The sequence below is a fragment of the Bradyrhizobium japonicum USDA 6 genome (genome assembly GCF_000284375.1).
GTDB classification, from domain to species: Bacteria; Pseudomonadota; Alphaproteobacteria; order Rhizobiales; family Xanthobacteraceae; genus Bradyrhizobium; species Bradyrhizobium japonicum.
In genome coordinates, this window is record NC_017249.1 from 1,947,370 (window position 1) to 1,970,350 (window position 22,981).

Below are 22,981 nucleotides of genomic sequence, written 5' to 3' on the forward strand. Positions count from 1 at the left end.
ATATGGGACGAGTCAGCCCTTCAGAAAAGAGCGAAGGTACGTCCGTGCTCGGGCTGCTGACAGCAGGTTGGCAGCAGCCTCTTTAAGCCGCAGGCGGCGGGGCCTCGTCGTTGTTGCTCGCCCGATACGGTTCGAGGATGTCGAGATGGATCCCGCCGCAATCGGTGCAGCGCATGGTCCAGTACTCACATCCGGCGCGGCCGCCGATCACGCGGAGCACCGCGAGATCGCCGTCGCATTCGGGGCATTTCGACAGCACATTGCGGGCGTAGATCCTCGGCCGCGGCGTGTCTTCGAATTCGATGACTGACATGACCGGTTCCCCCTTTATGCTGCGCCGTCCCCTGGTTCGCTTGGAGTCCCGCGCTTATTCGTCGTCGTGGTCGTCGGCCCGCCGGCGGAAGCGGTCGATGTGGTGCTTGGCATCGGCGATCGCCGCCATCTGATCGGGCCAGGCGAAACCGACTTCCATTGCCGGAAACAGCACGCCGTCGATGGCGAGGGGGCTGAGATCGGCGCGGCGGATGCGGGCGTGCCAGAGGCCCTTGCCAGCCTCGAAGGATTCGATGTCAAAACCGTCGTAGAGAGTTGTCATTGCAGTCCCCAATGTTCCGTAAGTGTCTTGTTGAAGGGTCAGGGGACCACGTTTGGCGGGTTCAGTATGTGAAGACATTCACAAGCGGTCGGCTTTTTTGCCCAGGGCCTCGTTGAACGGACGTCAGTTCCGTGGTGCGGTGCGGCCGATCCGCCTGGCGGGGCGCGCGGCCGGCTCCGAGGCCGCCCGCATGATCCAGCGCCGGAACGCGGCGAAGTCGCGCTGCTCGGTCTGAAAACTGCGATACAACAGGTACCAGCGCATGCCCTTGGGAACCGAGAGATCGAATGGCGCGACCAGCCGGCCGGCGGCGAGATCGTCATCGATATAGGGCCGGATGCCCATGGCGATACCGAGGCCGTCGGCGGCGGCCTGCAGCGCCTGGCCGTAGAACTGGAATTCCGGTCCGCGCGCGTTGATGCGGGTGAGGTTCGCGGCCTTGAGCCAGATCGGCCAATCCTCCGGCGAATGCGTGACGCGGATCAGGCTTGGCCCTTTAAGGTCGGCGGGCCGCTTCAGGCCGGTGGCGAGGCGAGGCACGCAGACCGGCGTGAGGTCGCCGGCGAATAGCGGCTCGGCGACCAGGCCGGGCCAGTCGCCGGTGCCGAGCTTGATACCGCAGCTCCAGTCCTCGCCGAATGGGACCTCGGCACCGCCGGTGGTGAAGCGCACCTCGATGTCGGGCTCCTCGCTGCGAAACTCCGACAGGCGCGGGATCAGCCAGCGCATCGCAAAGGTGTGGCCGACGCCGATGGTGAGCACGCGGACGCTGGAGGGCGCCGTCACCTGCGCGGTGAGGCTTGCCAGCGCGTCGAAGATCGGCGTCAGCCCGCTTTGATAGGCGCGGCCTGCCTGCGTCAGCGCGAGCTTGTTGGCCTTGCGCTCGAACAGCGCGACGCCGAGACGTTCCTCCAGCAGATGCACCATGCGGCTGACGGCCGCCGCCGACACGCTGAGCTCGAGCCCTGCCGCGGCAAAGCTGCCGGTCCGCGCCGCCGCCTCGAATGCCTTGATGCCGTTGAGAAACAGCAGCCGCCGCAAATGACCGACCCTCAGGAAAGCTGATGCAAGGCCAAGATAACTCAGTTTGCGAAGCCGGGGCAAGCGAGGCACAAGAATGAGAGTCATTCCAAGTTGTGTTGTTGAAGCGAGGGCGGTGCCTTCGCCTCTCCCCGCCTGCGGGGAGAGGCCGGAATTTGCGACAGCAAATTCCGGGTGAGGGGGACTCTCCGCGAGTCCCTCTGCCACCTTCCTTGCGGAGACTCCCCCTCACCCCACCCTCTCCCCGCAAGCGGGGCGAGGGAGTGATGCAGCCTTCGTCCGTTACGCGCTTGCAGGAGAATCTCTCGTGACGCCCATCATGATCGCGGCCCTTGGATTGCTGATGGTCGCCACCGCGTTCCTGTCGGGGCTGTTCGGCATGGCGGGCGGGCTGATCCTGATCGGCGTGCTGCTGGCGCTGATGCCGCTGCCGACCGCGATGGTGCTGCATGCGATCACGCAGATGGCCTCGAACGGCTGGCGCGCGTTCCTGTGGCGGGCGCATATCCGCTGGCGGCCGGTCGCGAACTACATGGTCGGCGCTGCCATCGCGCTCGCGGCCTGGTCGCTCACCCGCTATGTGCCGGACAAGCCGATGGCGCTGCTGCTGCTCGGCGTCACCCCGTTCATGGCGCGACTGCTGCCGTCGAACATCAAGCCGGATCCCGACCGTCTCTGGCAGGGCACCGTCTATGGCACGATCTGCATGGGCTTGATGCTGATGACCGGCGTGTCGGGACCGTTGCTCGACACCTTCTTCCTCGGCGGCGATTTCGGCCGGCGCGAGAAGGTGGCGACGAAGGCGATGTGCCAGCTCGTCAGCCATTTCACCAAGCTCGTCTATTTCGGCGGCATCATCGACCAGGCCGCGAGCCTCGATCCCGTGCTCGCCGGCGTCGCGATTCTCGCCTCGATGCTCGGCACCACGCTGGCGCGGCGCATCCTCGAAGCCATGACCGACCAGCAATTCGTGGCCTGGTCGAACAAGCTGATCACCACCATCGCCTGCTACTATATGGCCTATGGCGGCTGGCTCCTGGTTCGCACGCCGGTGCTGGCGGCCTTCGACAAGGGAGGTTTGCAATGAGCGAGATTGCCGATCCGCTGGTGCTGGACTTCGTCGAATGGGTCGCCCGCGAGCCGCGCGCCTATGCCGAGGTGATCGCGACCTGGAAGACCTCGTGTCCGCGCCTCACCATCTGGGAAGACGCCGCCGAGCGGGGCTACGTCACCCGCGAAACACTGCCTGGCATCGGGCTGATCATCGCGGTGACGACGGACGGCGAGAAGTTGCTGCGCACCAACGGGCGGTAGTTTCTTCGCCTCTCCCCGCGCCCTCACGGTCATCATCCGCGAAGGCGGATGATCCAGTATACACCAGCCGTCATGTGTCTCACGACCGCCGCGGTGTACTGGATGCCCCGCCAGCGCGGGGCATGACAGCGAAATTTGTAGTGCGCATCTCTCACCACATCGTCATTGCGAGCGCCGGCGAAGCAATCCAGAATGTCTCCGCGGCGGTAGTCTGGATTGCTCCGCTGCGCTCGCAAGAATGGAACACCAGCCATGTCGCTCAAGCTCTTCGAACTCGTCGGTACCGATGCCGCGCGCCCGTTCAGCCCGTATTGCTGGCGCACGCGAATGGCGCTGGCGCACAAGGGCCTGTCGGTGGAATCGCTGCCCTGGCGCTTCACCGAGAAGAGCGCGATTTCGCCGCACGGCTCGGAGAAGGTCCCGGTGCTCCTGCATCATGACAAGCCCGTGATCGATTCCTGGGCGATCGCGAACTATCTCGAAGACAATTTTCCGGACCAGCCGTCGCTGTTCGGCGGCGAGGGCGGCCGCGCCATGGCGCGCATGCTCAATGCCTGGGGCGACATCGCCATCGTCGGCGGCATCTTTCCGCTGATCATCGCCGACATCCCCAAGAACCTCGCGGAGGTCGATGCCACCTATTTCCGCCAGTCCCGCGAGGCGCGTTTCGGCGGCAAAACGCTGGAAGACGTGATGGCGAGCCGCGGCACCGGCGTGGTCGCGTTCCGCAAATCGCTCGAGGTGATGCGGCGGGCCCTGAAGAGGCAGCCCTTCATCGGCGGCAGCGCGCCGAACTACGCCGACTACATCGTGTTCGGCGGCTTTCAGTGGGCCCGCGTGACGAGCCCGTTCAAGCTGCTGGAGAGCGATGATCCCGTCTACGCGTGGCGCGAGAACCTGCTCGACGCGTTCGACGGCATGGCGCGTAAGTCGCCGGGGCATCCAGTCTAGCTTCGTAGCCCGGATGGAGTGCAGCGCTATCCGGGGCCGGCGCCTGCGGAACGAATTCCGGATTACGCTTGCGCTCCATCCGGGCTACGCGCCTCCGCTGCCAGTTGCCGCAAACACTCCCGGCACAAACAATCCTCGCCCTTGACCGGCATCGGCAGCCGCGCCGTTTCCTCCGCGCACCAGCAGTTTCCCGAGAGATCGCAGCCGAATTCGGTGCCGCAACGTGAGCAGGCGAGGCGGCGCGGTTCCGGCAAGGGAAATTCGAAGGGAAATTCTTTCGGATTTGTCATGGTTTGCCCAAAGGCTTCGCCGTCATTTTCATGCCGGGTTCATCTCCCGCCACGGTATATTAGGCGCTGCGCTCAGACTCGGAAAGCGGTTGGCAACGCGCGAAGGACACATCGATGGCCCGCGATTCGCAAGCTGCCCTCGTCGCGCTCAACCGCTTCGGTTTCGGAGCGCGCGGCGGGGCGTCCGGCGATCTCATCAACGCGGCATCCGATCCGCGCGGCTTCGTGAAGGCGGAACTCGCGCGCCCCAACGGCGTGCTGCTGGAGGCGCCGGGGCTGCAATCGACGCCGCAACTCGGGCAGGCCGTGTTCGCCTATCAGGACCAGGTCAAGCAGGCGCGCGAGGCCGCGAAGGCCGCTGCGCCCGCTGAAGGAGCGCAGCAGGCACCGGCCGATCAGAAGCCGGGGCTGCGCCGCAATCTCTCGCTGAACGCGGTCGCGACCGAGATCGCCGGCCAGATGGCCGAGACCAAGCCCGTCGATAATTCGGCGAAGCCGGATACGATGCAGCCCAACGCTGCCGCGCCTCCGGCCGCCAAGCCCGCGCCGCAGCCGCTCAACGTGATCCAGAAAACCTTTCGCGCCGAGGCGCTGGCGCGCTTGCAACGCGCGACGCTGGTCGAGTGCGGCTTCACCGAGCGGCTCGTGGTGTTCTGGTCCAACCATTTCTGCATCTCAGCCAGCAAGGGCGAACTGGCGCGGATCTGGGCCGGCGCCTTCGAGCGCGAGGCGATCCGGCCGCATGTGCTCGGGCGTTTCGCCGACATGCTGAGGGCGGTCGAGCAGCATCCGGCGATGCTGTTCTTCCTCGACAACCAGCAATCGCTCGGGCCGGACTCGCGCGCCGGGCAAAACCGCAAGCGCGGGCTGAACGAAAATCTCGCGCGCGAGATCATGGAGCTGCATACGCTCGGCGTCGGCGGCGGCTACACGCAGGACGACGTCACCTCGCTCGCGCGCATCATCACCGGCTGGACCTTTGCCGGACGGCAGGGACAGCTGGGAACGCCCGGCTCCTTCGTGTTCAACGCCAATGCGCATCAGCCCGGGCCGCAGATGCTGCTCGGCAAGTCCTACGGGCCGACCGGCCTTGCGCAGGGCGAGGCCGCACTCGCCGACATCGCGCGGCATCCCTCGACCGCCAATTTCATCGCCACCAAATTCGTCCGCCATTTCGTTGCCGACGATCCGCCGCCGGCGCTTGTGGCACGGTTGCGCGACATCTTCGTCAAGACCGACGGCGATCTCAAGGCGATGGCTGTTGCGCTGGTCGATTCCGACGAAGCTTGGAAGGCGCCATTGACCAAGATGCGCTCGCCCTACGACTTCGTGGTCGCGAGTGGCCGGCTGCTCGCGCGCGTGCCAGAGGATCCCGGCGGCTATCTCAACAATCTGAACCTGCTCGGCCAGCCGCTGTGGTCGCCGGCCGGGCCGAACGGTTTTCCGGATACCAGCGCGGCCTGGGCGGCACCCGAAGGCATCAAGCTCCGGCTCGACATCGCGGCGCAAATGGGCGCCCGGCTCGGCAACAACATCGATCCGCTCGACCTGCTGGAGTTCGCGGCTGCGGATGCGGCCTCGATCGAGACGCGTAAAACCATCGAGCGCGCGGAGTCTCGGCAGCAGGCGCTTGCGCTGCTGCTGATGTCGCCGGAAATGCAGAGGAGATGATGATGATCGACTGCGTCGAGAACCGGCTCCTCACCTCGCGCCGCGGCCTCCTGCTCGGCGGCGCGTCCTTCGCGGCCTGGGCCTATTTGCCGAAGTTCGCGCGCGCGGCCGGCAGGCGCGATCCGCGATTGATCGTGGTGATCCTGCGCGGCGCGCTCGACGGGCTCTCGACCGTCGCGCCGCTCGGTGACCCCGATTATGCCGGCCTGCACGGCTCGATCGCGCTTGCCTCCGACGGCGCGCATCCGGCCATCATGCTCGATACTTTCTTCGCGCTGCATCCGGCGATGCCGGAATTCGCGCGCATGTATCGCGACATGCATGCCGCGGTGATCCATGCCGTTGCAACGCCCTATCGCGACCGCTCGCATTTCGATGGCCAGGACGTGCTCGAAAGCGGCTATGCCGGCCCCGGCCGCGTGCAATCCGGCTGGCTCAATCGCGCGCTCGAAGCGCTGCCGCGCGGCGAGCGTGTGTCGAGCGGGCTCGCGGTCGGTCCGACCACGCCGCTGGTCTTGCGCGGCAATGCGCCAACCGTCGGCTGGGCGCCGGTGGCGCTGCCGCAGGCCGATGACGATACCGCGATGCGGCTGGTCGATCTCTATCGCCACCGCGATCCCGCGCTGGCCTCCGCGCTGTCGCAAGGTCTCCAGCTCGACAAGGTCGCGAGCGGCGACGACATGAAGCCGAAGGGTGGCAATCAGGTTGCGCAGATGCGCCAGGTCGCGCGCGGCGCCGCAAAGCTGATGGCGGCCGACGACGGCCCGCGCATCGCCGCGCTCGCTTTCGACGGCTGGGATACGCATGCCAATGAAGGCGGTCCGGTCGGGCGTCTGGCCTTCCTGCTCGGCGGCCTCGATGGCGCGCTCGCCGAGTTCGAAAGCGGCCTCGGCGAGCGCTGGCGCGACACCGCGATCGTCGTCGCCACCGAGTTCGGCCGCACCGCGCGCATCAACGGCACCGACGGCACCGATCACGGCACGGGAACGATCGCGCTGCTCGCCGGTGGCGCGGTGAAAGGCGGTCGCGTCATCTCCGACTGGCCCGGCCTCAAGCTCGCGAATCTCCACGAAGGCCGCGACCTCAAGCCGACCACGGACCTTCGCTCGGTCATCAAGGGCGTGCTGCAGGGACAGTTCGGCCTGTCCGATCGCGTGCTGGCGGAGACGGTGTTCCCGGACAGCGCCGCAGCGCGGCCATTGAAGGGGCTGATAGCATAACAAACCACGCCGTCATTCCGGGGCGCGCCTCTTGGCGCGAGCCCGGAATCCATGCTCCCGATCGGGGTTATGGATTCCGGGCCTGCGCCTTGCGGCGCGCCCCGGAATGACGACATGATGAGCCGAGCATCAGGAGATCACCCGCATGTACATCGCCATGAACCGCTTCCGCGTCGCCAAGGGCTCCGAGGCCGCCTTCGAACAGGTCTGGCTGAAGCGCGACACGTTTCTCGACGGGGTGCCCGGCTTTGTCGAGTTTCATCTGCTGCGCGGCCCCGAGCTCGAGGACCACACGCTCTATGCCTCGCACACGATCTGGGCGAACCACGCCGCGTTCGAGGCGTGGACCAAGTCGGAGGCGTTTCGCGCGGCGCATCAGCGCGCCGGCGATAACAAGCCGCTCTATCTCGGCCATCCCCAGTTCGAAGGCTTCGAGGTGATGCAGACGGTGGGACGCGGCGCGAAGTAACGCGCCGCGCCAGCTTATTGTTTGAGCATGATCTTTCCGGAAAACCGCTTCACACTTTTCCGGACCATGCTCTAGTCTTGGGTGATCTTGTCGATCTCCGTCGTCTCATCGGCGCTGAGCTTCCACGCGATCGCCTTGACATTCTGCTCGATCTGCTCGACGCGGGTGGCGCCCGCGATGACGCTCGAGACCTGCGGCCGGCCGGCGAGCCAGGAGAAAGCGAGCTCGAGCATCGAGTGTCCGCGCGCTTGCGCAAAGGCCTGCAGCTTCTCGACGATCGCCTCGTTGCGCGGGGTGACGTAGCGGTCGCGCAGTCGCGGAGTTTGGCCAAAGCGGGTGTCGCCGGGCGCGGCCTCACCCTTTTTGTATTTACCGGTCAGAAGTCCGCTTGCGAGCGGGAAGAACGGCAACAGGCCGAGCTTGTATTCCTGCGCTGCCGGCAACAGGTCCTTCTCGATGTCGCGCACGACCAGGGAATATTCGTCCTGGCAGGAGACGAAGCGGCTGACATTCATCGCGCGTGCGACATACTCCGCTTCAGCGATCCGCCACGCCGGAAAGTTCGAATTGCCGATGTAGCGGACCTTGCCCTGGCGGACGAGATCGTCGAGCGCGCGAAGACTCTCCTCGATCGGTGTCAGCGGGTCGTAATCGTGCTGCTGGTAGAGATCGATGTAATCGGTCTTCAGCCGCTTCAGGCTCGCGTCCACGGCCTCCATGATGTAGCGGCGCGAGGCGCCCTGCTTGGTTCCGTCCTCCGCCATCGGCTTGGAGTATTTCGTTGCCAGCACGATGTCCTTGCGGCGATCGCCCAGCACGGCGCCGAGCACGTTTTCCGAGCCGCCCATGTTCGAATAGATGTCGGCGGTGTCGAACAGCGTGATGCCGAGATCGAGCGCGCGATGGATCACCTTGCGCGAGGCCTCGAGGTCGATGCGCTGGCCGAAATTGTTGCAGCCGAGCCCAACCGCGGACACGCGCAGGCCGGAGGCGCCAAGATTACGAATTTCCATGGGAATTCCTGTCAGGAGAGAGCAGCTCATTGTGACCGCGGCGCGCGCTAGCGGCAAGAAGCCCGCCTGCGGTGCAGCCATGCTGTCGGGAGCTGAGCGCAAAAAAATGCGGCCCCTGTCAGACGCGGCGACTGACGGGGACCGCTTTGGGGCGCTTGATCGGTGACGGGGGGCCTGATCAGACGCAGGCGCAGCGTAGTCCCGCTATGTTACGCGCGGGTGACAGGCAGAGTTATCCACAGGGGCGCTGAGGCCGCCGCGATCAGAAGATCTTGCGATAGACGATGAAGCCGGAGCGCTCGGCGACCTTGTCGTACAGGCTCTGCGCCGTGACGTTGGTCTCGTGCGTCTGCCAGTAGACCCGCGGGGACCCTGCGAGCTTTGCGCGCTCGTAGACGCCGTAGATCAGCGCTGAGGCGACGCCCTTGCCGCGCGAGGCCTCCAGCGTGAACAGGTCCTGCAGATAGCAGGACGGCTCGATCGCCGTGGTGCTGCGGTGAAACAGATAGTTCGTCATGCCGAGCAGCTTGCCGTCGCTCTCGGCGACCAGCCCATGCACCGGCTCATAGCCATCGAAGAAGCGCTGCCACGTCATCCGCGTGATTTCGGGCGCCAGCGCGGTCGGGCCGGAGCGGCCGTAGAAAGCGTTATAGCCATCCCACAACGGCAGCCATTGATCGTAGTCCTGTTTCGTTACGGAGCGAATGGTGAGCGACATGTGGGTTTCCGCGATCTCGGAGGACGCAAGGCGGTGAAGCGTCCTTCATACGTGATGATCGCACTGCCGATCAATCGCGCCGTCGCATCACTCCGCGACGCGCAAGTACCGCATCAGCCTGCGGCCCGCGGGATCGCGTAGCGAGCGGTAGTACTCGGCGCGCGCGGGCGGGTCGGTGTGGCGCACGAGGTCGGTCACGGGCGTGTAGCTCAGCATGCGCCCGCCATCGGGCAGGACGGCGCAGACGAAGCGCAGTACCTCGCCATTGCGCAAGGCGATGTTGATCGGCGTGGCGTCGCCGATCCGCACCATTTCCATCCGCTGCGCGATGAAGGTGCCGAGCTCGTCCTCGGGCAGCTCGAACGCGCCGGTGTCGCGGCCGTGATACATCAGCGCAATGAAGGGCGGCTTGCCGTCGGCCACTTCGTCCGGCAGCGCAAAATAGTCGCGAAATGCGCGGTTGATGAATTCGGCACGCGTCTCGGCGTCGAGCAGCACGATGCCGATATCGAACTGGTCGAGCGCGGCCGACAGCCGCGCGGCGGTGGCGTGGCTCTGGCGCTCGGCGGCGAATGTGCCGAGCAGCCGCTCGCGCATCAGGCCGGTGATTGCGGCCGTGCCGGCAGTCGTCACGGCGAGGAGGCCGAGCCGGACCAGATCCGCCGCCGCATAGCCCGGCTGGGCCCGATGGGCCAGAAAGAACAACGCCGCGCCGATCACCGCGACGGCAGCGCTGGTCATGGCGGAAGCGAGACCCGACAGCGAGCCGGCGAGCGCCACGATGCAGACGAACAGCGGCGCAGGCGAGGGAACATGGATATGGCGATCGAGCAGGATCGCCAGCAGCGCAATTGCCGCTGTCAGCGTCGGACCGGAGATCGCACGCCATCCGAACCGCATGGGCCAGTCTCGCTCCTCCCGAACGAGGTAAGACCGCAACACTGGCCGATCGTTGCGCCCATACGATGCGATTTCATGCGATGCGCTTAAGGAGCACTTGCCGGCAAGGGCAAAGCTTTCGGATGATTTTAGGCCAAATGCGCGTGCCTGAGGCGCTGCTGCTGCGCCGGCGCATTCAGTGTCGATGTCCCGGAGCTCTTGCGCATGCCGGTGAAAATCAACAGCGATGCCGCGACCAGGATGGCCGCGGTCAGGGTGATTGCAACGACTACCACAGGCGATTTCATCGGTGTCCTGTCGCGATGCCGGTCGGCGCGGGCCGCGTGGCACCTTGAAGGCGGGTCCGGGATGAAACGGGGATCAGACCGGCAGGCCCATCGCCATGGTCGCCTTGGTCGACAGCACAGTCAGGGTGACGATCAGGCACAGCGAGAGCGCGGCGACGGCGAGCGAGGCCACGACCGCGTTGGTCAGCCGGGAAGACGAAACGGTAACGGTTGGGCCTCGAAAGCCTGCCGTGCCGGACGCCCGAATCATGGTCTAAATCCTTCAACGTGCGAGCGAATCACCCGCGACTCGAACAATTTCCCTGTTTCAACCGGCAATATTGGGGCGGCGATAGCGTCGAAAATGGCGAGAATGTGGCATGGGTTAACGATATGCCCGCTATTTCTTAACGATTTGAGGGTTGTGGATCAGTCGAGCCGCGAACTCGGTGCACCTCTCCCGCTTGGGGGGGGAGGCGCAGGCCGCCTTCGGCGGCCGTCTCTTAAGAGACGCCGAGGCGAAGCCTCGGCTATGGCAAAGCGCCGGGTGGGGGTTCTCTCCGCACGGGGAGTGTCCCAATGCGGAAAAACCCTCTCCCCAACCCTCTCCCGCAAGCGGGAGAGGGAGGGCACCTTCTCAGGCGCCCGCCGCGATGCTGGCGGGGTCGTCGACGTCGGTCGGCCGCCAGTCCATCGCCACGAAGCCGGGTGCAGCCTCCACGCGCTTCAGCCAGTCCCGGATCGCCGGGAAGGTCGAGAGGTCGAAGTCGCAGCGCTCGGCGAGGTGGGTATAGCCGTACAGCGCGATGTCGGCGACCGTGAGCTGGCGGGCGGCGAAATAGGAATTGGTCTTGAGATGGTTCTCCATCACCTGGAGCGCGCCATAGCCGCGCTCCATCCAGTCTTCCAGGGAGTGGGTCTGGAGATCGCGGCCGCCCTTGACCAGCGACAGCCAGAAATAGGCAGCGCCGATGTTCGGCTCGAGCGCGTGCTGTTCGAAGAACATCCATTGCAGCGCCTCGGCGCGGTCGATGCGGTTCTCGGGCGCAAGCGGCGTGCCGACCGCGACGTACCAGAGGATGGCGTTGGACTCGGCGAGATAGCGGTCGTCGCCGACCTCGAGCAGCGGCACCTGCCCCGACGGGTTCTTGGTCAGAAAGTCCGGCGTGCGACTCTCGCCGCGCAGAATGTCCACCTCGACCGCTTCGTAAGGCACGTTCAACAGGGCCAGCGCAAGGCGGACCTTGTAGCTGTTGCCGGAGCGTTGCATCGAATAGAGCTTGTACATTCTGGAGTTCGTTCCGAGGACGGGAAGGCGCGATGTTCGTTGTCCCGCATCGCGGCTAAACAATGATGCCGTTGCGAATCCGCCGCAAGACCCGCGCCATAGAAAAACTCGAAAACCCTACCGCACTGCAATGCCGCGAAAGATCATTTTCGTGCGACGCTGCAAATCAGATCACGCTTGCGTTAGCGCGCGGCCGCGCGTTCGTGCGGGACGGTTGAACGATCGTGATCGCCTCGGCCGCTGACGGGCCAAAATCTTTCAAAGCAAGTCGCTCAAAGGTTGTCTCAAATGTCCTGTCGAGCGTCAGACTGCCGTCAGCTTCATGGCGGCACGCAAAGCGCAAAATTGCTCCGAGGACAGGCCTTGCCGGATATGAGGGATTCCGGCGGGAAAGTTACGGAAAATTGCGGGAAAACGCGCCTGGAAGCGCTCCAGATCCGTAAACTTTTTCGAGATCGGGCCGAAGTTTCTTGCGGCGCAGCGGCGCACGTTTTAGGGTGGCTTATTCCCACAATCGGAGTCGTGAGGCCAAAGGGCTCACGACGCTTGTCAGGAGATGACGATGTCCTTCCTTGCCGCTGCGCTCGACCGTGTGAAGCCGTCCGCGACCATCGCGGTCACGGATAAAGCACGTGCGCTGAAAGCGGCGGGCCGCAACGTCATCGGCCTCGGTGCCGGCGAGCCCGACTTCGACACGCCCGCCAACATCAAGCTGGCTGCGATCCATGCCATCGAAGCCGGCAAGACCAAGTACACCGCCGTCGACGGCATTCCCGAGCTGAAGGAAGCCATCATCGGCAAGTTTCAGCGCGAGAACGGCGTGACCTACAAGCCGAACCAGATCATCGTCGGCACCGGCGGCAAGCAGGTGCTGTACAACGCGCTGATGGCGACCATCAATCCGGGCGACGAGGTGATCATCCCCGCGCCGTACTGGGTCAGCTATCCCGAGATGGTGGCGCTCGCCGGCGGCGAGCCGGTGCCGGTGGTCTGCACCGCCGCGACCGGCTTCAAGCTCCAGGCTGAGGCGCTCGAGCGTGCGATCACGCCGAAGACCAAATGGGTGATCCTGTGCTCGCCGTCGAACCCGACCGGTGCGGCCTACACCAGGACCGAGCTGAAGGCGCTCACCGACGTGCTGGTCAGGCATCCGCATGTCTGGGTGATGACCGACGACATGTACGAGCACCTCGTCTATGACGACTTCCAGTTCACCACGGTCGCGCAGGTCGAGCCGAAACTCTACGACCGCACGCTCACCGTGAACGGCGTGTCGAAAGCCTATTGCATGACCGGCTGGCGCATCGGCTACGCCGGCGGTCCGGCGCAGCTCATCAAGGCGATGTCGACGATCCAGTCGCAGTCGACCTCGAACCCGTCGTCGATTGCACAATGGGCCGCGGTGGAAGCGCTGAACGGTCCGCAGGACTTCATCCCCGCCAACAACAAGGTGTTCAAGGAGCGCCGCGATCTCGTGGTCTCCATGCTCAACCAGGCCAAGGGCATCGAGTGCCCGCGTCCGGAAGGCGCGTTCTACGTCTATCCCTCCTGCGCCGGCACCATCGGCAAGACCGCGCCGTCGGGCAAGGTGATCGACAATGACGAGACCTTCGTGACCGAGTTGCTGGAGACCGAAGGCGTCGCCGTGGTGCAGGGTTCGGCCTTCGGCCTCGGCCCGGCGTTCCGCATCTCCTACGCGACCAAGACCTCGGACCTCGAAGACGCCTGCAAGCGCATCCAGCGCTTCTGCGGCAATCTCCGCTGAGCCTGTCGCAAATACCTAACGAAAAGGCCCGCCTCCGGCGGGCCTTTTAGTGTTTGCACGCTTATCGTCACGCGTGATCTGGCACCACCACGGCTGTTGTGGCATAGAACGTCGCGCCTCGCTTGCAGGCGCGCCTCTCTGCTCGCATCACATTCATCGCCGGAGACTTTCATGCGCCGTTCGTTCATCCTCGCCGGGCTCGCCGCGGCCAGCCTCGTTGCCTCCGTTGCAAACAGCGGTGCTCAGCAGCAGCGGATGGTTCGGGTCGGCGTGCTCGAATGCCGCGGCGGCGCCAGCGTCGGCTTCATCGTGGGATCGGTGACCAATCTCGGCTGTGTCCTGCGTGCCGACGGTTTGCCGGAGGATCGCTACGTCGCGACCATCCGCAAAGTGGGCCTCGACATCGGCATCACCCAGGAGACCACGCTTGCCTGGGGCGTGTTCGCGCCGGTCGATCGGCTCGGCCCCGGCGATCTCTCCGGCAATTATGCCGGCGCGCAGGGCAGTGCCTCGGTCGGGGTCGGTGTCGGCGGCAACGCGCTGGTCGGTGGCTCCAACAATTCGATCGCGCTCCAGCCGCTCAGCGTGCAGGGCCAGGTCGGCCTCAACGTCGCCGCCGGCCTCGAGAGCCTGGAACTCCGTCCGGGTCGTTGACAATTTCGCGTGTGCAGATCGCGTCGGTCCGACGCGATTTCGGCAACGACGCACCGCAGCGATTTTTGATGCTTGCCAAATCTCGGGGACGGGCAGAGCATCGGCGTTTGCCGACCCAATCATGGGCCGAGCTCCACACCAAGGAGGCGGCGAATGGGACAAGACGTCAGAAGTCCCCGAGGTCCACGGTGCATCGCGCTGGTGGGCCCATTCCAAAGCGGTAAAACCACACTTCTCGAAGCAATACTGGCGCGAACGGGCGCAATCCCCCGTGCCGGCAGCGTTGACGCCGGAACATCCGTCGGCGACGCCTCTGCGGAGGCCCGTCATCACAAGATGACCGTCGGCCTGACTGCCGCCACCACGAGTTTCATGGGCGACAGCTACACCTTCCTCGATTGTCCCGGTTCCGTTGAGTTCGCCCACGACATGCGCGCAGCGCTTCCCGCTGTCGACGCCGCGGTCGTGGTCTGCGAGGCCGACGAGAAGAAGCTGCCGCAGCTTCAGATCATCCTGCGCGAGCTGGAGGAGCTGAAGATCCCGCGTTTCCTGTTCCTCAACAAGATCGACCGCGCCAACAAGCGCATCCGCGAGACGCTGGCGACACTGCAGCCCGCCTCGCGCGTGCCGTTGGTGCTGCGCCAGATCCCGATCTGGAAGGGCGAGCTGATCGAGGGCTTCGTCGATCTCGCGCTGGAACGTGCGTTCATCTACCGCGAGCACAAGGCCTCCGAGGTGGTCGCGCTCGAAGGCGGAGATCTCGATCGCGAGAAGGAGGCCCGCTTCTCGATGCTGGAGAAGCTCGCCGATCACGACGACGCGCTGATGGAGCAACTGCTCGAGGACATCCAGCCGCCGCGCGATGCGGTGTTCGACGATCTCGCCCGCGAATTGCGCGAGGGGCAGATCTGCCCCGTGCTGCTGGGTGCCGCCGCGCGCGAAAACGGCGTGCTGCGCCTGATGAAGGCCCTGCGCCACGAGGCGCCCGGCATCGAGGAGACTGCAAGGCGTCTCGGCGTGCCGGCCGGCAAGGAGGCGCTCGGCTACGTCTTCAAGACGCTGCATTCGCAGCATGGTGGAAAGCTGTCGCTGACGCGATTGCTCGCCGGCCATCTCGACGACGGAGCCACGCTGCAATCCGCCTCCGGCGGGAGCGGCCGCATCTCAGGCATCCTCGCCGTCAACGGCGCCTACGATACCAAGCGTGCCGCGGCCGATGCCGGCGACACGGTTGCGCTCGCCAAGGTCGACCCGATCAAGACGGGCGACACGGTCTCGAGCGGCAAGTCCCCGCCGGCCGCGCTGTTCGCCCCGGAGCCGACGCCGCCGGTGCTCGCGATCTCGGTCGCCGCCACCGACCGCAAGGACGACGTCAAGCTCGGCCAGGCCCTTGCCCGGCTGCACGAGGAGGATCCTTCGCTCGGCATTGTGATGAACGCCCAGACCCACGACACCGTGCTGTGGGGGCAGGGCGAGATGCATCTGCGCGTTGCGAGCGAGCGGCTGCGCGACCGCTTCGGCGTCAAGATCACCTCGCATCCACCCGCGATCGGCTACCAGGAGACCATCCGCAAGCCGATCGTCCAGCGCGGCCGGCACAAGAAGCAGTCCGGTGGCCACGGGCAGTTCGGCGACGTCGTGCTCGACATCAAGCCGCTGCCGCGCGGCGAGGGGTTCAAGTTCGCCGAAAAGGTCGTGGGCGGCGCGGTGCCGCGCAACTATATCGGCGCGGTGGAAGAGGGCGTCGTCGACGGACTGACGCGCGGCCCGCTCGGTTTCCCCGTCACCGATGTGCAGGTGACGCTCACCGACGGCTCCTATCACAGCGTCGACTCCTCCGACCTCGCCTTCCGCACGGCGGCGCGGGTCGGACTTAATGAAGGCCTGCCGCAATGCCAGTCGGTCCTGCTGGAGCCGATTCACGTGGTCGAGATCGTCTGCCCGACCGACGCCACCGCCAAGATCAACGCGATCCTGTCGGCACGGCGCGGCCAGATCCTCGGCTTCGACACCCGGGACGGCTGGAGCGGATGGGACTGCGTCCGCGCCATGATGCCGGAGGCGGAGATCGGCGAGCTCATCGTCGAGCTGCGTTCGGCCACGGCTGGAGCCGGCAGCTTCACCCGTCAGTTCGACCACATGGCCGAGGTGACCGGCCGCGCCGCCGACCAGATCATCGCCGCGCATCAGCACGCGGCGTGATCGGGTTCGTGCGGTAAGGAGTGCACTGCTTTCTCCTCTCCTCGCCCTTGCGGGAGAGGAGAAGCAAGGCCGCGCTCTTTCCACGCGTCATTGCGAGCGTAGCGAAGCAATCCAGAGTCTTTCCGCGGAGGGATTCTGGATTGCTTCGCTGCGCTCGCAATGACGGAGGAGGCGCTTGCGTTTGCTTGGAGATGATGTATTTTACATCATTGTGCATGCTCCAGATATCACTTATAAGATCTGATACGTGAGGCCACGGTGATCACGTCGTTCCAGATGCGGGCAGCCCGCGCGCTGCTTGGCATTGACCAGAAAGCCCTGGCCGAGCTCGCCGGCGTTTCGCTGCCGACCATCCAGCGGATGGAGGCCAGCACCGGCAATGTGCGCGGCGTGGTCGAGACCTTGATCAAGGTGGTCGAGGCGTTCGACCGGGCCGGCGTCGAGCTGATCGGCGAGCAGGCCCGCAGCGACAGCGGCGGGCGGGGCGTTCGCCTGAAGGAGCCGGGACCGCCGCGCCGCGTGGGAGCATGATCGCGTTGATCGTGCTCGGGATGAGCTAGCGCATCGTCGCACGCGCGCACTGCACGATGCACCGGAGCATTGTGGGCAGCGGAGCACTCTGCGGAAATGAGCATCACAGGCGAACACGCAGGCAAGCTGCATCAGCTGCGTCGACCGACCTTTGCCGAACTCTACCTCCCCAAGCTCGTCACCGTCTGGCGCGAAGGCTACGGCCTCGCGGATGTCCGCGCCGATGTGTTCGCGGGCCTGACGGTTGCCATCGTCGCGCTGCCGCTGTCGATGGCGATCGCAATCGCCTCGGGCGTGACGCCGGACCGCGGGCTCTACACCGCCGTCGTCGGCGGCTTCATCGTGTCGCTGCTCGGCGGCAGTCGCTTCCAGATCGGCGGGCCCGCCGGCGCCTTCATCGTGCTGGTCGCGGTCACCGCGGAGCGGCACGGCGTCGAGGGAGTCATCCTCGCCACCCTGATGGCGGGCATGGTCCTGATCGCCGCGGGCCTGTTGCGGATCGGCACCTACATCAAGTTCATTCCCTACCCCGTCACGGTCGGCTTCACCGCGGGCATCGCCGTGATCATCTTCGCCAGCCAGCTCCGCGATCTCGGTGGGATCGCGCTGGCCGGGAAAGAGCCCAGCGAATTCGTGCCGAAACTCGTTGCGCTCGCCGCAGGCTTGCACACGATCAATCCCTCTGCCGTCGCGGTCGCGATCGTCAGCATTGCCGTCATCGCCGGCCTGCGGCGCTGGCAGCCGTCCTGGCCCGGCATCCTGATCGCAGTCGTGCTCGCCGCGGTGGCGACTGCCGTGCTGTCGCTGCCGATCGAAACCATCGGCAGCCGGTTCGGCGGCATTCCGCGCGAATTGCCGTCGCCGGTGCTGCCTGCGTTCTCGCTTGCGAAGGCGACGGCCGTGCTGCCGGATGCGATCTCGTTCGCGCTGCTGGCCGCGATCGAATCGCTGCTGTCGGCGGTGGTGGCCGACGGCATGACCGGTCGCCGTCACCGCTCCAATTGCGAGCTGGTGGCGCAAGGCGCGGCCAACATCGGTTCGGCGCTGTTCGGCGGCATCTGCGTCACCGGCCTGATCGCGCGCACCGCCACCAACATCCGCGCCGGCGCGCGCGGGCCGCTCGCGGGCATGCTGCACTCGGTCTTCCTGCTGCTGTTCATGCTGATCGCGGCGCCGCTCGCGAGCTACATCCCGCTGGCCGCGCTCGCCGCCGTGCTCGTCGTCGTCGCCTGGACCATGGCGGAGAAGCACGAATTCGCGACGCTCTTGCGCTCGTCCTGGGGCGATGCCGTCGTGCTGCTCGCCACCTTCGGGCTCACCATCTTCCGCGACCTGACCGAAGGCATCCTGGTCGGCTTTGCGCTCGGCGCGGTGCTGTTCATCCACCGCATGGCGGAGATGACGGGCATCGAGGAGCGCTCCCCGCTGGTGGCCGCCGATCGTCCCGATGACGGCAATGGCGAGCGCGTGCCTTACGATCCCGCGCTCGCCATCGATCGCGACGTGCTGGTCTATCGCATCACCGGCGCGTTCTTCTTCGGTGCCGCCTCGGCCATCGGAAACGTGCTCGACGGCATCGCCGAGCAACGCAAGGGTCTTGTCGTCGATTTCGCCGCGGTGCCGTTCCTGGATTCGACGGCCGCCAACGTGCTCGGCCGCCTCGCCGCCAAGGCGCACCGCCAGGGCATCCGGCTGTTCATCACGGGGGCGTCGCCCGCGGTTCGCCGCGCGCTGCTCACCCACGGCGTGACGCCGCCCCGCGCGCGCTATCGCACGACGATCGAGCGCGCGGTCGCCGACATCAAGGGCGGCGCGGCTCTGTCCGTGGCCGATGACACGGCCGCGATCTGACGGCAGCGCACTTCTCAAGCCGGCTGATTTGATCGACACTGCCATGTCACGGCGGTGGTGCAGGGAATGCTGGATTCGCGTCGCAATATCGCGCTGGCCTGCGCGCTCAGCATGCTGGCGGGCTATGTCGACGGCATCGGCTTCCTGCATCTCGGCGGCCTGTTCGTCTCGTTCATGAGCGGCAACTCCACGCGTCTCGGCGTCAGCCTTGCGGAAGCGCAATGGTGGCAGGTCGCCAGCGCCCTCGGCCTGATCGCGCTGTTCGTGGCCGGTGCCGCGGCCGGCAGCCTCGTCGTGCTCGGCGGCGGGGCCGAGCGGCAGCCCTGGCTGCTTCTCATTGAAACCGGGCTGCTTGCGGGGGCCGGACTTTGCCATGCCTACGGCCTGTCGAACCTCGCGATCGCGGCCATCGTGCTCGCGATGGGCCTGGAGAACGCCGTGTTCCAGATCGATGGTGGCGCGGGCCTCGGCCTCACCTATGTCACGGGCGCGCTGGTCAAGGTCGGCCAGTTCCTCGCGGTGAGCCTCACCGGCGGGCCGCGTTGGAATTGGGCGCCGAACCTGCTGTTGTGGGCGGCGCTCGTTGCGGGTTCGGCGGGCGGGGCGCTCGGCTATGCCCGGATCAACCTCGCCGCGATCTGGCTCGCCGCTGCCGCGGCGCTGGCTTTGGCTGCGATCGTGGCTGCGGCGATGCGACGGCCGCGCGCTTGACAGAGCCGGCGGGACGCGAAATGGATCGCCTCGAACACGACCCGAGGGAAAGATGACCGCGTCCAGGACTCCCGCAGCCTGTTTGATCGGATGGCCGGCTGCGCATTCGCGCTCGCCGCTGATCCATCGCTACTGGCTGCGCACGCTCGGGATCGAGGGAGGTTACGTCATCGAGGCGGTCCCGCCCGAGGATCTGCGCGACTTCGTGCTGCGGCTGTCGCTGCGCGGCTTCGTCGGCGCCAACGTCACCATCCCGCACAAGGAAGACGTGCTGGCACTGTCCACGCCCGATGCGCGCGCCAGGGCCGTCGGCGCTGCGAACACGCTGTGGTTTGCCGACGGCGAGCTGCGCTCGACCAATACCGATGTCGAAGGCTTCATCGGCAATCTCGATGCCGAAGCGGCCGGTTGGGACAGGGCGGAAGAGGCATTGGTGCTCGGAGCCGGCGGTTCCTCGCGTGCGGTCGTGTTCGGCCTGCTCGAACGCGGCATCAAGCGCATCCACCTCGCCAACCGCACGGTCGCGCGCGCCGAGGCGCTGGCAAGGCAGTTCGGGCCGAACGTGCATCCGCTTCCCTGGGACGGCATCAACGACGTGCTGCCGCGCGCGAGACTTCTCGTCAACACGACCTCGCTCGGCATGCATGGCCAGCCTTCACTCGATGTCGACGTGGCGCGCCTGCCGGACGGAGCGGTCGTCGCCGACCTCGTCTACGTTCCCCTGGTGACGCCGCTGCTGGCGGCTGCGATAGCGCGCGGCCTGAACACCGCCGACGGTCTCGGCATGCTGCTGCACCAGGCGGTGCGTGGCTTCGAGCTGTGGTTCGGCCAAAGGCCTGAGGTCACGGCCGAGCTGCGTGCGCTGGTCGAGGCCGATCTCACAAAGACTTGAAAGAGTAACGGCGAATAGCACCCCATCTCCGGAGTTCTATCCCCGTGGGGACAATCCGGAGACCGTCATGCCTCTTCAACGTGCAACTTTCACACGTCCGCTTATCGCCGTTGCGATGGTGGCCGCTTCCACCCTCTATGCCGTCGCGCAGAGGGCGCCGGTGCCGACGCGCGTGCGCGGCACGATCGAGAGCGTCAATGGCGACACCATGCAGGTCAAATCGCGCAACGGCGAGGACGTCAAGCTTCGCATCGCCCCTGACGTGAACGTGTCGGGCGTTACCAAAATTTCACTCGCCGACATCAAGGTCGGCTCGTTCGTCGGCGCCACCACGGTGCCGGGTCCGGACGGCGGCCAGAACGCGGTCGAGGTCCACGTGTTTCCGGAGAGCATGCGCGGCACCGGCGAGGGCTCGCGGCCCTATGACCTCAAGCCGAACTCCACCATGACCAATGCCACGGTGTCGGAGAGCGTGGTCGGCAATGACGGCCATACGCTGCTGGTAAAGTACAAGGACGGCGAGAAGAAGGTGTTCGTCGCCGACAACACGCCGGTCGTGACCTTCGTGCCCGGCGACAAATCCGAGCTGAAGACCGGCGCAAAAGTCGTCGCCTTCATGAAGCAGCTGCCGGATGGCTCGTTCGAAACCAACCGCGTCAGTGTCGGCCGCGACGGCCTGACGCCGCCGATGTAATGGGGAATCGCAACATGTCGAAATCAAGCTGGATGCCACGTCTGTTCGTGGCCGCGTTCGCCGTCACCTCCATGTTCTCCGCCTCGGCGCAGCAGTCGCCGACGGTCCGCATCCGCGGCACCATCGAGAGCGTCGACGGCAACGCGCTCGACATCAAGACGCGCGAAGGCAGTGACGTGAAGGTCCGCATGACCGACAACGTCGCGGTCTTCGCCGTGGTGAAGACCTCACTGTCGGAGATCAAGGACGGCTCCTATATCGGCGTCACCGGCATGCCCGAGCCCGACGGCACGCAGAAAGCGATCGCCGTCCACATCTTCCCGGAAAACCAGCGCGGCGCGGCCGAAGGTTTTCGTCCCTGGGATGCGCGCGCCAACTCGACCATGACCAATGCGACCGTGGCCCAGACGGTCAAAGGCACCGACGGCCAGAACATCACCGTCAAGTACAAGGACGGCGAGAAGAAGGTGGTGGTGCCGCCGGATACGCCGATCGTCACCTTCGTCGCCAGCGACAAATCCGAGATCAAGCCCGGCGCCAAGCTGATCATCTTCGGCGCGGCGAAGAAGGAGGACGGCTCGCTGGAAGCCAACCGGGTGAACGTCGGCAGGGATGGGATCACGCCGCCGATGTGAGGGACTGGCGCTGAACTCGTAGGGTGGGCAAAGGCGCACTTGCGCCGTGCCCACCACTTTCCCGCGTTTCGCGAAATTGGTGGGCACGCTTCGCTTTGCCCACCCTACGGCGCCGCCGCTTTGCTCACACCGCAATGATGTGATCGTCGATCTCGTCGATCCTGTTGACGCCGCACAGGCCCATGGTCGTGAGCAGCTCTTTCTGGATGATGTCGATCGCCTTGGCGACGCCGGCCTGGCCGCCGGCACCGAGGCCATGGGCGTAAGCGCGGCCGATCATGCAGGACTTTGCGCCGAGCGCGAGCGCGCGCATCACGTCCTGGCCGGAGCGGACGCCGCCGTCGAACATGATCTCCATCTGCGAGCCGACCGCGTCGACGATCTCCGGCAGCGCCTCGATCGAGGACGGCGCGCCGTCGAGCTGCCGGCCGCCATGGTTGGAGACGACCAGCGCCTGGGCGCCCGTCTTCGCGGCGAGCTCGGCGTCCTCGACGTCGAGGATGCCCTTCAGGATCAGCTTGCCCGGCCAGATGCTGCGGATCCACTCGATGTCGTTCCAGTTCAGCGAGGTGTCGAACTGCGAGTTGATCCAGGTCGACAGCGACGTGATGTCGTCGCTGACCTTCAGATGACCGGCGAGATTGCCGAAGGTGCGGCGCTTGCCCTGTAGCACGCCCGACACCCAGGCCGGCTTGGTGGCGAAATCGATCAGCTTCGACAGCGACCATTCCGGCGGCACCGTCATGCCGTTCTTGATGTCCTGGTGGCGCTGGCCGATCACCTGGAGATCGACGGTCAGCACGAGCGCGCTGCATTTCGCCGCCATCGCGCGCTGGATCAATTCCTTGATGAAGCCACGGTCCTTCATCACGTAGAGCTGGAACCAGAACGGCTTCTCGACATTGGCGGCGATGTCCTCGATCGAGCAGATCGACATCGTCGACTGCGTGAACGGGATGCCGGCGGCCTGCGCGGCGCGGCAGGCGTGAATCTCGCCGTCGCCATGCTGCATGCCCAGGAGGCCGACGGGCGCCAAGATCAACGGCATGGTCGAGGACTCGCCGAGGATCATGGTCGAGGTGTCGCGCCTGGAGACGTCGACCAGGACGCGCTGGCGGAACTTGATCGCCTGCATGTCCTCGCGGTTGGCGCGCAGCGTTTCCTCGGCATAGGAGCCGCGGTCGCAATAGTCGAAGAACGCCTTCGGCACGCGGCGCTGATGCAGCGTGCGAAGATCGTCGATACAGGTGATGTGCTTCATGAACGTTTCCCCGGCCCGTCTTGCATCAGAAGTCTTGCTTCAGAGTCTT

At 65.8% G+C, this 22,981-nt stretch carries 26 protein-coding genes; 15 read left to right on the plus strand and 11 right to left on the minus strand.

Translation table 11 applies throughout. From position 1 onward, the window contains the following. Positions 1-82: 82 nt before the first annotated feature. The 3 genes from BJ6T_RS09130 to BJ6T_RS09140 form a co-directional block, all read right to left on the minus strand. The gene (locus BJ6T_RS09130; RefSeq protein ID WP_014492025.1) at positions 83-313 is read right to left on the minus strand and encodes a hypothetical protein; all 231 of its coding nucleotides are present in this window, start codon (positions 311-313) and stop codon (positions 83-85) included. Positions 314-367: 54 nt separating this feature from the next. Next, on the minus strand, positions 368-595 hold the full coding sequence (locus tag BJ6T_RS09135) for a hypothetical protein (protein ID WP_014492026.1): 228 nt from the start codon (positions 593-595) through the stop codon (positions 368-370). A 123-nt stretch (positions 596-718) separates the two neighbouring features. Beyond that, the gene (locus tag BJ6T_RS09140) at positions 719-1,636 is read right to left on the minus strand and encodes a LysR substrate-binding domain-containing protein (protein WP_014492027.1); all 918 of its coding nucleotides are present in this window, start codon (positions 1,634-1,636) and stop codon (positions 719-721) included. A 307-nt stretch (positions 1,637-1,943) separates the two neighbouring features. Between BJ6T_RS09140 and BJ6T_RS09145 the strand changes: the two genes are divergently transcribed. The 3 genes from BJ6T_RS09145 (at position 1,944) to BJ6T_RS09155 (ending at position 3,901) form a co-directional block, all read left to right on the plus strand. After that, positions 1,944-2,723: a sulfite exporter TauE/SafE family protein gene (locus tag BJ6T_RS09145; RefSeq protein WP_014492028.1), complete on the plus strand. Its 780-nt coding sequence runs from the start codon at positions 1,944-1,946 to the stop codon at positions 2,721-2,723. Further along, positions 2,720-2,950: a hypothetical protein gene (locus BJ6T_RS09150; RefSeq protein WP_014492029.1), complete on the plus strand. Its 231-nt coding sequence runs from the start codon at positions 2,720-2,722 to the stop codon at positions 2,948-2,950. Before BJ6T_RS09145 ends, BJ6T_RS09150 begins: the two co-directional genes overlap by 4 nt. A 252-nt stretch (positions 2,951-3,202) precedes the next feature. After that, a complete protein-coding gene (locus BJ6T_RS09155; RefSeq protein WP_014492030.1) occupies positions 3,203-3,901 on the plus strand; it encodes a glutathione S-transferase family protein in 699 nt (232 codons plus the stop codon). A gap of 62 nt (positions 3,902-3,963) precedes the next feature. Here BJ6T_RS09155 and BJ6T_RS48150 read toward each other — a convergent pair whose 3' ends face one another. After that, positions 3,964-4,191, minus strand: a complete 228-nt coding sequence (locus BJ6T_RS48150) for a cysteine-rich CWC family protein (protein ID WP_014492031.1) — start codon at positions 4,189-4,191, stop codon at positions 3,964-3,966. Positions 4,192-4,305: 114 nt separating this feature from the next. Between BJ6T_RS48150 and BJ6T_RS09160 the strand changes: the two genes are divergently transcribed. The 3 genes from BJ6T_RS09160 (at position 4,306) to hmuQ (ending at position 7,551) form a co-directional block, all read left to right on the plus strand. Then, complete coding sequence (locus tag BJ6T_RS09160; RefSeq protein WP_014492032.1) at positions 4,306-5,862, plus strand: DUF1800 domain-containing protein; 1,557 nt, start codon at positions 4,306-4,308, stop codon at positions 5,860-5,862. A 2-nt stretch (positions 5,863-5,864) separates the two neighbouring features. Beyond that, on the plus strand, positions 5,865-7,082 hold the full coding sequence (locus BJ6T_RS09165) for a DUF1501 domain-containing protein (RefSeq protein ID WP_014492033.1): 1,218 nt from the start codon (positions 5,865-5,867) through the stop codon (positions 7,080-7,082). Positions 7,083-7,227: 145 nt separating this feature from the next. Then, a complete protein-coding gene (gene hmuQ, locus BJ6T_RS09170) occupies positions 7,228-7,551 on the plus strand; it encodes a heme-degrading protein HmuQ (RefSeq protein ID WP_014492034.1) in 324 nt (107 codons plus the stop codon). Between the two features lie 71 nt (positions 7,552-7,622). Here hmuQ and BJ6T_RS09175 read toward each other — a convergent pair whose 3' ends face one another. The 6 genes from BJ6T_RS09175 to BJ6T_RS09190 all read right to left on the minus strand — a co-directional run bounded on the left by BJ6T_RS09175 (position 7,623) and on the right by BJ6T_RS09190 (position 11,736). Then, positions 7,623-8,564: an aldo/keto reductase gene (locus tag BJ6T_RS09175; RefSeq protein WP_014492035.1), complete on the minus strand. Its 942-nt coding sequence runs from the start codon at positions 8,562-8,564 to the stop codon at positions 7,623-7,625. 262 nt (positions 8,565-8,826) lie between these two features. Then, positions 8,827-9,282 carry a GNAT family N-acetyltransferase gene (locus BJ6T_RS09180; protein ID WP_014492036.1) on the minus strand — a complete coding sequence of 152 codons (456 nt, stop codon included), beginning with the start codon at positions 9,280-9,282 and terminating at the stop codon, positions 8,827-8,829. 87 nt (positions 9,283-9,369) lie between these two features. After that, a complete protein-coding gene (locus BJ6T_RS09185) occupies positions 9,370-10,182 on the minus strand; it encodes a PAS-domain containing protein (RefSeq protein WP_014492037.1) in 813 nt (270 codons plus the stop codon). Positions 10,183-10,310: 128 nt separating this feature from the next. Next, the gene (locus BJ6T_RS45340; protein WP_014492038.1) at positions 10,311-10,469 is read right to left on the minus strand and encodes a hypothetical protein; all 159 of its coding nucleotides are present in this window, start codon (positions 10,467-10,469) and stop codon (positions 10,311-10,313) included. A 73-nt stretch (positions 10,470-10,542) separates the two neighbouring features. Next, complete coding sequence (locus BJ6T_RS47030) at positions 10,543-10,719, minus strand: hypothetical protein (protein ID WP_014492039.1); 177 nt, start codon at positions 10,717-10,719, stop codon at positions 10,543-10,545. 366 nt (positions 10,720-11,085) lie between these two features. Further along, positions 11,086-11,736 (minus strand): glutathione S-transferase family protein, encoded by a 651-nt coding sequence (locus BJ6T_RS09190; protein WP_014492040.1) that lies wholly within the window; start codon positions 11,734-11,736, stop codon positions 11,086-11,088. 562 nt (positions 11,737-12,298) lie between these two features. Between BJ6T_RS09190 and BJ6T_RS09195 the strand changes: the two genes are divergently transcribed. The 9 genes from BJ6T_RS09195 to BJ6T_RS09235 all read left to right on the plus strand — a co-directional run bounded on the left by BJ6T_RS09195 (position 12,299) and on the right by BJ6T_RS09235 (position 21,671). Next, complete coding sequence (locus BJ6T_RS09195; RefSeq protein ID WP_014492041.1) at positions 12,299-13,501, plus strand: pyridoxal phosphate-dependent aminotransferase; 1,203 nt, start codon at positions 12,299-12,301, stop codon at positions 13,499-13,501. 171 nt (positions 13,502-13,672) lie between these two features. Continuing rightward, complete coding sequence (locus BJ6T_RS09200; RefSeq protein WP_014492042.1) at positions 13,673-14,155, plus strand: DUF992 domain-containing protein; 483 nt, start codon at positions 13,673-13,675, stop codon at positions 14,153-14,155. 153 nt (positions 14,156-14,308) lie between these two features. Beyond that, positions 14,309-16,357: an elongation factor G gene (locus BJ6T_RS09205; RefSeq protein ID WP_014492043.1), complete on the plus strand. Its 2,049-nt coding sequence runs from the start codon at positions 14,309-14,311 to the stop codon at positions 16,355-16,357. Between the two features lie 258 nt (positions 16,358-16,615). Next, positions 16,616-16,888 (plus strand): helix-turn-helix domain-containing protein, encoded by a 273-nt coding sequence (locus BJ6T_RS09210; RefSeq protein ID WP_014492044.1) that lies wholly within the window; start codon positions 16,616-16,618, stop codon positions 16,886-16,888. Positions 16,889-16,984: 96 nt separating this feature from the next. After that, entirely contained in the window at positions 16,985-18,739 is a 1,755-nt protein-coding gene (locus BJ6T_RS09215; RefSeq protein ID WP_028169837.1) for a SulP family inorganic anion transporter, read from the plus strand. A gap of 66 nt (positions 18,740-18,805) precedes the next feature. After that, on the plus strand, positions 18,806-19,450 hold the full coding sequence (locus BJ6T_RS09220) for a YoaK family protein (protein WP_014492046.1): 645 nt from the start codon (positions 18,806-18,808) through the stop codon (positions 19,448-19,450). 52 nt (positions 19,451-19,502) lie between these two features. After that, a complete protein-coding gene (locus tag BJ6T_RS09225) occupies positions 19,503-20,342 on the plus strand; it encodes a shikimate dehydrogenase (RefSeq protein ID WP_028169838.1) in 840 nt (279 codons plus the stop codon). Between the two features lie 67 nt (positions 20,343-20,409). Beyond that, positions 20,410-21,036 (plus strand): hypothetical protein, encoded by a 627-nt coding sequence (locus tag BJ6T_RS09230; RefSeq protein WP_014492048.1) that lies wholly within the window; start codon positions 20,410-20,412, stop codon positions 21,034-21,036. A gap of 14 nt (positions 21,037-21,050) precedes the next feature. Further along, positions 21,051-21,671, plus strand: a complete 621-nt coding sequence (locus BJ6T_RS09235) for a single stranded DNA-binding domain-containing protein (RefSeq protein ID WP_028169839.1) — start codon at positions 21,051-21,053, stop codon at positions 21,669-21,671. Positions 21,672-21,795: 124 nt separating this feature from the next. On the opposite strand, the gene BJ6T_RS09240 is transcribed toward BJ6T_RS09235, so the two are convergent. Continuing rightward, entirely contained in the window at positions 21,796-22,932 is a 1,137-nt protein-coding gene (locus tag BJ6T_RS09240) for an alpha-hydroxy acid oxidase (RefSeq protein ID WP_014492050.1), read from the minus strand. Positions 22,933-22,981: the final 49 nt, after the last annotated feature.

Bases quoted from the DNA above. Each gene is read 5' to 3' on its own strand.
- BJ6T_RS09175 (WP_014492035.1), bottom strand. From the start codon at position 8,564: ATGGAAATTCGTAATCTTGGCGCCTCCGGCCTGCGCGTGTCCGCGGTT.
- BJ6T_RS09205 (WP_014492043.1), top strand. From the start codon at position 14,309: ATGGGACAAGACGTCAGAAGTCCCCGAGGTCCACGGTGCATCGCGCTG.
- BJ6T_RS09180 (WP_014492036.1), bottom strand. From the start codon at position 9,282: ATGTCGCTCACCATTCGCTCCGTAACGAAACAGGACTACGATCAATGG.
- BJ6T_RS09155 (WP_014492030.1), top strand. From the start codon at position 3,203: ATGTCGCTCAAGCTCTTCGAACTCGTCGGTACCGATGCCGCGCGCCCG.
- BJ6T_RS09230 (WP_014492048.1), top strand. From the start codon at position 20,410: ATGCCTCTTCAACGTGCAACTTTCACACGTCCGCTTATCGCCGTTGCG.
- BJ6T_RS48150 (WP_014492031.1), bottom strand. From the start codon at position 4,191: ATGACAAATCCGAAAGAATTTCCCTTCGAATTTCCCTTGCCGGAACCG.
- BJ6T_RS09130 (WP_014492025.1), bottom strand. From the start codon at position 313: ATGTCAGTCATCGAATTCGAAGACACGCCGCGGCCGAGGATCTACGCC.
- BJ6T_RS09215 (WP_028169837.1), top strand. From the start codon at position 16,985: ATGAGCATCACAGGCGAACACGCAGGCAAGCTGCATCAGCTGCGTCGA.
- BJ6T_RS47030 (WP_014492039.1), bottom strand. From the start codon at position 10,719: ATGATTCGGGCGTCCGGCACGGCAGGCTTTCGAGGCCCAACCGTTACC.
- BJ6T_RS09185 (WP_014492037.1), bottom strand. From the start codon at position 10,182: ATGCGGTTCGGATGGCGTGCGATCTCCGGTCCGACGCTGACAGCGGCA.
- BJ6T_RS45340 (WP_014492038.1), bottom strand. From the start codon at position 10,469: ATGAAATCGCCTGTGGTAGTCGTTGCAATCACCCTGACCGCGGCCATC.
- hmuQ (WP_014492034.1), top strand. From the start codon at position 7,228: ATGTACATCGCCATGAACCGCTTCCGCGTCGCCAAGGGCTCCGAGGCC.
- BJ6T_RS09190 (WP_014492040.1), bottom strand. From the start codon at position 11,736: ATGTACAAGCTCTATTCGATGCAACGCTCCGGCAACAGCTACAAGGTC.
- BJ6T_RS09160 (WP_014492032.1), top strand. From the start codon at position 4,306: ATGGCCCGCGATTCGCAAGCTGCCCTCGTCGCGCTCAACCGCTTCGGT.
- BJ6T_RS09225 (WP_028169838.1), top strand. From the start codon at position 19,503: ATGACCGCGTCCAGGACTCCCGCAGCCTGTTTGATCGGATGGCCGGCT.
- BJ6T_RS09195 (WP_014492041.1), top strand. From the start codon at position 12,299: ATGTCCTTCCTTGCCGCTGCGCTCGACCGTGTGAAGCCGTCCGCGACC.
- BJ6T_RS09135 (WP_014492026.1), bottom strand. From the start codon at position 595: ATGACAACTCTCTACGACGGTTTTGACATCGAATCCTTCGAGGCTGGC.
- BJ6T_RS09150 (WP_014492029.1), top strand. From the start codon at position 2,720: ATGAGCGAGATTGCCGATCCGCTGGTGCTGGACTTCGTCGAATGGGTC.
- BJ6T_RS09235 (WP_028169839.1), top strand. From the start codon at position 21,051: ATGTCGAAATCAAGCTGGATGCCACGTCTGTTCGTGGCCGCGTTCGCC.
- BJ6T_RS09220 (WP_014492046.1), top strand. From the start codon at position 18,806: ATGCTGGATTCGCGTCGCAATATCGCGCTGGCCTGCGCGCTCAGCATG.
- BJ6T_RS09200 (WP_014492042.1), top strand. From the start codon at position 13,673: ATGCGCCGTTCGTTCATCCTCGCCGGGCTCGCCGCGGCCAGCCTCGTT.
- BJ6T_RS09240 (WP_014492050.1), bottom strand. From the start codon at position 22,932: ATGAAGCACATCACCTGTATCGACGATCTTCGCACGCTGCATCAGCGC.
- BJ6T_RS09165 (WP_014492033.1), top strand. From the start codon at position 5,865: ATGATCGACTGCGTCGAGAACCGGCTCCTCACCTCGCGCCGCGGCCTC.